Source organism: Psychrobacter sp. AOP3-A1-26 (genome assembly GCF_052378235.1).
GTDB lineage: Bacteria > Pseudomonadota > Gammaproteobacteria > Pseudomonadales > Moraxellaceae > Psychrobacter.
Genome location: NZ_JBQSXN010000116.1, coordinates 1 through 6,832, shown reverse-complemented (window position 1 = coordinate 6,832; position 6,832 = coordinate 1). Strand labels below are relative to the sequence as shown.

The window sequence follows — 6,832 nt, the reverse complement described above, 5'->3', positions numbered from 1 at the left end:
TATTTAAAAATTTGCCCCTTAGTTTCTAAATTCATATAGCTGTAATGCAAATAGCGATGCGCCTCTAAATCCTCAAGCCGTTTGGGCGTACCGTGAATTTGCAGATATTTAGGCGATGCGCATAAAATTACGCGAATAGGTGCAATCTTCTTAGCAATAAGTGATGAGCTTTCAAGCTGTCCAATACGCAGTGCAATATCAAACCCTTCTTCAACAATATCGACTTTTCGGTCGCTCAGCTGTAGATCAACGATGACTGAAGGATAGCGAGCCTGAAAATCAGCAATCAATTTTGCCATATGCTTTAGGGCAAATGAGACAGGCGCACTGATCCGCAACGTACCCTTAGGAAGCTGCTGTAAGCCGCCCAATTGCGCCTCCATATCATCAATGCTCAATAAAATCTGCTGCGCATGTATAAAGTATTGGCTGCCAGCTTCAGTCACGCTCACTTTACGAGTGGTACGATTAAGCAAGCGAGTATGTAGTTGCTCCTCAAGCCTAGAGACATATTTACTCACCAGCTGCGCGGAGAGCTGCAAAGTGTTTGCCGCTTGACTAAAGCTGCCTTCGTTTACTACTGCTACAAAGGCTCGCATCGCATCGATTCTATCCATAAACACTCCAAAGTGATCTGAGTTGCTAGTTCGGTTCTGAGCTATTATCAACACTATGTTGTTAATTATTCAATGTTACCACTCTTACTCTCATACTGCATTGGTAGTAAAGTAGGGTTATTCTAAAAGATTAAACCTTAAAAAGTGGTCAGCGATTATCTAGAGCGTATGGCAGGCAAAGAGACGCTTATTATCGAATGGGCATAATTTATTATTAGCACAGTTAGATAAAGAGAAAACATATATGAATATCGATTCTAAAAATCGCTATGGGCGCGTTAGCAAATTTTTGCATTGGAGTATGGCACTATTAATCACATGGCAGCTGCTTAAGTTTGCTGATCGTATCAGTGATGGCGAGCATTGGGTTGGACAGACTTTGGTGCCTTGACATGTCTCTATTGGCATACTATTGCTAGTATTAATAGTCCTAAGACTGCTCTGGGTGGCGACACAGCGTCACCAGCGCCCTGAGCAAGATCCAGCCACCGCCAAGCTGGTTACCGCAGGACATAGCCTTCTCTACGCTTGTATGTTATTGATGCCGCTAACGGGAATCATGGTTATGCTGGGAGGTGGGTATGGTGTCACTGCCTTTGGTATCGAGATAGTGGCTAAAGGTGACGAGCTGGCTTGGGCGGCAACGCTAGGTGAGCTGCATTCACCACTGGCTTGGTTATTAGCTGCCTTAATCATTGGGCACACTGCTATGGCTTTGATCCATCATTATGTTCGCAAAGACGATACCCTGACGCGGATGTTATAGCACCAGAATTTGAGCTACCACTGCGCTTTAAGAGTAGTCTATAGAGATCACTGGTATCAAAAATACCAGTGATTTTTTTAGTGTTTAATCGTTACGGCTCTTTTGATCGCCTGCCATCTAAAAATAATGCCTTTAGTAAACTAATAGCCATTAAAATAATAATGAATGAGAATGGTATTGCCGCGATAATCATCGCCGAGGTAATAGCATCTAAGCCGCCAGCTAATAATAATGCGGCAATGACAGAAGCTAGGGCAATGGCCCAAACAATAATATGTTTTTGACCATTCTCAATCTCGACTTCGCCGCCAGCGTTGAGCATGTTCACAACCAACATTGCAGAATCAGCAGAAGTGACTAAATAGGTTAATAGTAGTACCACAACCATTGCTGATAGCATTTTTGCCATTGCAGGCTCTAACATAAAGCCAATAATTTCAAACAGCTGCGCGGTTAATCCTGAGTCAAAAATTTTCCCGCCAGCGATACCGCTTAACTCTAAATCAATGCCTGTACCACCAATAAAAGAGAACCAGATGAAGAGAGTAAGGCTCGGAGCCACAATACCAATTAAGCCAAATTCACGAATGGTACGATTTTTGGATATGCGGGCTAAAAACATACCAACGAACGGCGCAAAAGCAATCCACCATGCCCAATAAAAAATAGACCAGCTGGTTTGCCAGCCACCCAGTTCGGTATTAGGATCCCAAACGGTAAACACCATTGCTGGCAGATTGACGACATAACTAGCAATCCCTTTACCTAGCATCTCTAGTGCAAACATAGTAGCGCCAAAGATTAAGAAAAAGGCTAATAGTAAAAATGACAATACCATATTAAGGTTACTTAACCATTTTACTCCGCGTCCCACACCTGACAAAGCCGAAATCATCGATAGACACATGACTACAAACAGCGATACTAATAAAGCGCCTGTAGTTGGTTCAGGATTAATAGGGTTAGTGACCAACCATGCAATACCAGTAATGCTATAAAGACCAGAAGCAAATGAGCTGAGGCCGATACCAATGGTTTGCGCGATACCGAATATGGTCGCAATCACTGCAGAGATATCAATGATGTTGCCTAACGGTCCCTCTAAATGTTTACCAAATAAAGGCGTTAATGCCGAGCGCATGGTGAGTGGTAAGCCACGAGAGTAACTAAAAAAAGCCAGGCAAATACCGACCAGACAATAAGTTGCCCAAGCACTAATACCCCAGTGCAAAAACGAATAGCGAAAAGCACCATCTAAAGCAGCGGCTGTCTTGGGTATAACCACACCATCTACAGCCGTTAATGTATTAGAAGCCACTTGATCTTGATAAAAAGCAAAAACATCAACGCCTTCGGGTAATATGAGATCATTAGCATTTAGCGCCAAAATTATTATCTCTTTTGACATAATGGTATCGGGATTACTTGCTAAGTGCCAAATGGGTTCAGCAGCACTATAGGTCAATACCCCAATGCCAATACCCGCGCCAAAAATCATAGAAAACCATGAGAAATTAGAGAATTCAGGTTTTCCATTAGGATCAGAGCCAAGTTTAGTGCGTCCAAACGATGGCCATAAAATAGCGGTCAAACAGACCAATATATAAAAGGCTATCGAATAGGTGTAATAGCTATTGAGATTGGCGTATGACCAATTTTTCATCGCATCTAAAATAGCACCAGAACGTTCAATATCGCTCAGAATCCAAATAACGACCAGCGTTACTAGGATTTTTGAGGTTATCGTCACGATACGATTAAAACCTTTATAAAATCCTTTGTCATGGGTTTTAATCTTTAACTCTTTTAATGGGGGTCGAATAGGCATAGTTTTTTCCTTAAAACTTAATGCAATTAACCATTTACATTTATTACCTCATGATAAAAGGATTAGCCATCGGCTCTGCCGAAATATTAATCCACGTCGTTTTGGTGCGAGTATATTCTAGTACTGAATCGCTACCTGCTTCACGCCCATATCCTGATTGGTTGTAACCTCCAAACGGTGCCGTAGGAGAAATCGCTCGATAGGTATTAACCCAGCAGATGCCTGAACGTATCTGCTGCGAAACACGATGTGCACGAGCTAGATTTTGGGTAAAAACGCCAGACCCCAAGCCATAAACACTATTATTTGCCATAGCAATGGCTTCATCTTCAGTATCAAAAGCGACCAACGACATCACAGGACCAAACATCTCAATAGTTTGCGTTTCGATATCGGTGTTCGGGCATTCTACCAAGGTAGGACTAAAATAATTGCCATTTACCAAAGTAGAGTCTGTAGGCGGCTGTCCGCCAAAACGAATAGTCGCCCCTTGTGAGATAGCTTTGCTAAGCGTGTCTTTGATGCGCTCAACTTGAGCTTTAGTACATAAAGGACCCACATGAGTTTGAGGATCAAGAGGATTGCCAATAACTATATTTTTAGCTTTTTCTTCTACACGCTTGATGATTTCAGGCAAAATAGAACGCTGCACAAAGCCTCGCGATCCTGCGACACAGGACTGACCAGAAGCGCCAAAGTTACCAGCAATTAAGCCATTAGCAGCACTTTCTAAATCAGCATCATCAAAAACGATGATAGGGGATTTACCGCCAAGCTCTAAGCTAGTCACCGCAAAGCTATTGGCAGAGTTTCTGACCACATGACGCGCGGCATCAGGACCACCAGTAAAAGCAATTTTATCCACATCAGGATGACTGGTTAGCGGAATAGCACAGTTCTGGGCATCGCCTGTAATCACAGATACTACCCCTTTAGGGAAACCGGCTTGCTCAATCAGTTTGGCAAAGGCAAACATGGGACAAGGGGCTATCTCAGAGGCTTTTAAAATAATGCTACAGCCCGCGGCTAAGGCCGGACCAAGTTTAGTCGCTGTCAAAAACATCTGCGCGTTCCATGGTACGACAGCAGCGACTACGCCAATGGGCTCACGGCGAGTAAAGACAAACATATCCGGCTTATCAATTGGTAGCGTTGCGCCTTCAATTTTATCCGCAAGCCCCGCGTAATAGCGATAATAGTCACCGATATATTTGGTTTGGGCAACAGTTTCGTGCGCCAGCTTGCCACTATCAGTCGTCTCTATTTTTCCTAACTCATCAGCGTTTTGTTCAACCAGTTCAGCGAGACGATACAGCAGCTTGCCACGACTAGAGGCAGTCATTTTCGCCCATTCAGGATTATTTAATGCAGCCTTTGCACCGCGAACCGCACGTTCAACATCAGCAGGACTAGCACAGGCAAATGTCGCCCAAGCTTCGCCCGTTGCAGGGTTATAACTGTCCATACGTTGGTTATCGCTACCTTCGCACCATTCCCCGTTGATATAGAGTTGGTAATGAGGTTTAGTCATGATTCTCTCCAAATTATTTGTCGGACTATTTATCACTTAATTCTAGCGAATTTAGCTTGATAAGATTATGCAAATGCTGGCATGACGTCATCAATAAGACGACGTAAAGAGTCGCGTTTTTGCTCAAAAGTCATACTAGAGTCAATCCAAAAGGCAAACTCGTCATAGCCTAAATCTTCATAATGTTTCAGCTTTTTGATAACTTGCTCAGCCGTCCCAATAGGCATATTCTCAAGCATTTTTTCGGGTGCATACATCTGCATCTTTGCCATCTCATCATCGCTTAATGGCTTAATAAGTCCTTGGGTAACGGGACGCTCATTTTTAAACCATGAGCCAAAATAACAATAAAAACGACTGATGCATTTAGCAGCTTCAGCGACCTCATTGGCATCGCTGCCGACATAAGCATGTTGCAAAAGCATGATTTTTGGATCTTTACCGTCTCCGTATTCTGCTTTGGCATTTTTAAAGGCTTTCATTAAGCTTTCAATCTCATCTAAACCTTGCCATAAGGGGGTAACTTGCACGTTACAGTTATTTTTAACGGCGAAGTCATGACTATCCGGAGCGCGAGCGGCAATCCACATCGGTATACCGCCTTGTTGAATAGGCTTAGGTGCCGAGGTCGTATTTGGGAATTTTGAATATTTGCCATCGTGAGCATAGTCGCCTTGCCATAATTGCTGAACCGCGGGCACCAGCTCGCGCATACGGCCACCAGCTTCCATCGCATCCATACCCGGCATCAAACGCTCGTACTCAAACATATAAGCGCCGCGAGCAATCCCTAAATCCAATCTGCCTTTAGTTAGAATATCAGTCATAGCCGCTTCACCCGCTAGTCTTATTGGATGCCAAAAGGGCGCAATAACAGTACCGGTGCCTAATCTGACATTCTTAGTATGATGAGCTAAGTCCACTAAGTTCAAAAATGGATTAGGGGCGATAGTAAAATCCATACCGTGATGCTCGCCCGTCCAAATAGCATGCATGCCACCTTCATCAGCCATCTTAGCTAGCTCGATAAAATCAGTGTAAAGTTGCTGATAGCTTTGCGATTCATCGATACGTTCCATATGCATAAATAGTGAGAATTTCATGACACAACTCCTTTGCGTTAGTGCTTTGTTATTTATAAAGGTTTAAAAAATTGTTGTTAAAATATTAAGTTTAATGAACTTTACCGCTGTCCTCGCGACCAACGTAGACGCCATAAAAGCCGTTTTTACTTTCTAAAGCATAGCGAGTCATCATGGTTGCCATAGCTTGGGTAGCAAAGTCTTGTTCAGCTAAGCGGTCAATATCAACATAATGACCTAGCCCTTCAGGTGCTGATGATTCTGCAAAAGCTCGATAAAAGATATAATCCTGCTTGTTCTTAGTATCCTCAAATATTGAGAAGACGGCGCCCAGTTGAGCGTCAATAGCACTGTCAGCTAAATATTGCTGAATAGTAGTGACAGCATTGGTGTTGTCATTAGTCATTGTTATAGGAAGCGTGAGCTTACCCTCACTATTTTGGATGAGGAGCACTTTACGTTCGTGCTCGATAATCACTCCGACACACACTTGTTTTTGTTGAGTGCTAATCTCTGCCGCTTCGCGTTCAAGCCCTAGACTGAAATAACCGCCAGAAGCATAGCCTAATCCCAACCCTTCACGAGTCGAGAAGTCCAGTACTTCGCCAATCAACAAGTTATGATCGCCTACTTCTAAATTGCGATCTGTTTTACAAGAAAAATGAGTTAGTGCATTATCAATGACTGGATTACCTTGATCATCTATATGCCACTCTATCTGACCAAAACGATCTTCTTTGGAGCCAGCAAAGATATTAGAGATATGCTGCTGCTCTTCGCCTAGAATATTAACCGCAAAATGCTCACAATTAGCAAATATGTCGAAACTGGATAAAGATTTTGCTGGACAGACCAGCAACAACGGGGGATTAAGTGATACCGAAGTAAATGAATTAGCAGTAAAGCCGACTGGTTTGCCGTCGTTATTCATAGCGGTTATCACCGTGACCCCAGTCATATAGCTACCAAAAGCATTACGTAAAGCTTTAGAATCAAGTTGTTTCATAA

Annotated in this window: 7 protein-coding genes; 2 read left to right on the top strand and 5 right to left on the bottom strand. The window is 43.1% G+C overall.

What is annotated here, in order from left to right; all coding sequences use genetic code 11:
• Positions 1-617 (bottom strand): LysR substrate-binding domain-containing protein (locus ACT3TU_RS13230; protein ID WP_444784473.1); only part of this gene is annotated, 617 nt, incomplete at its 3' end.
• Between the two features lie 244 nt (positions 618-861).
• On the opposite strand from ACT3TU_RS13230, the gene ACT3TU_RS13225 reads away from it, so the two are divergent.
• Positions 862-1,008, top strand: a complete 147-nt coding sequence (locus ACT3TU_RS13225) for a hypothetical protein (RefSeq protein ID WP_225736962.1) — start codon at positions 862-864, stop codon at positions 1,006-1,008.
• A gap of 9 nt (positions 1,009-1,017) precedes the next feature.
• On the top strand, positions 1,018-1,383 hold the full coding sequence (locus tag ACT3TU_RS13220) for a cytochrome b (RefSeq protein WP_318779314.1): 366 nt from the start codon (positions 1,018-1,020) through the stop codon (positions 1,381-1,383).
• 91 nt (positions 1,384-1,474) lie between these two features.
• On the opposite strand, the gene ACT3TU_RS13215 is transcribed toward ACT3TU_RS13220, so the two are convergent.
• The 4 genes from ACT3TU_RS13215 to ACT3TU_RS13200 all read right to left on the bottom strand — a co-directional run.
• The gene (locus ACT3TU_RS13215; protein ID WP_192524254.1) at positions 1,475-3,211 is read right to left on the bottom strand and encodes a BCCT family transporter; all 1,737 of its coding nucleotides are present in this window, start codon (positions 3,209-3,211) and stop codon (positions 1,475-1,477) included.
• 43 nt (positions 3,212-3,254) lie between these two features.
• Positions 3,255-4,742, bottom strand: a complete 1,488-nt coding sequence (locus ACT3TU_RS13210) for an aldehyde dehydrogenase (protein ID WP_225736964.1) — start codon at positions 4,740-4,742, stop codon at positions 3,255-3,257.
• Between the two features lie 65 nt (positions 4,743-4,807).
• Positions 4,808-5,845 carry an LLM class flavin-dependent oxidoreductase gene (locus ACT3TU_RS13205; RefSeq protein ID WP_192524255.1) on the bottom strand — a complete coding sequence of 346 codons (1,038 nt, stop codon included), beginning with the start codon at positions 5,843-5,845 and terminating at the stop codon, positions 4,808-4,810.
• A gap of 70 nt (positions 5,846-5,915) precedes the next feature.
• A partial coding sequence (locus tag ACT3TU_RS13200; RefSeq protein WP_444784472.1) for a flavin reductase occupies positions 5,916-6,832 on the bottom strand: 917 nt, incomplete at its 5' end.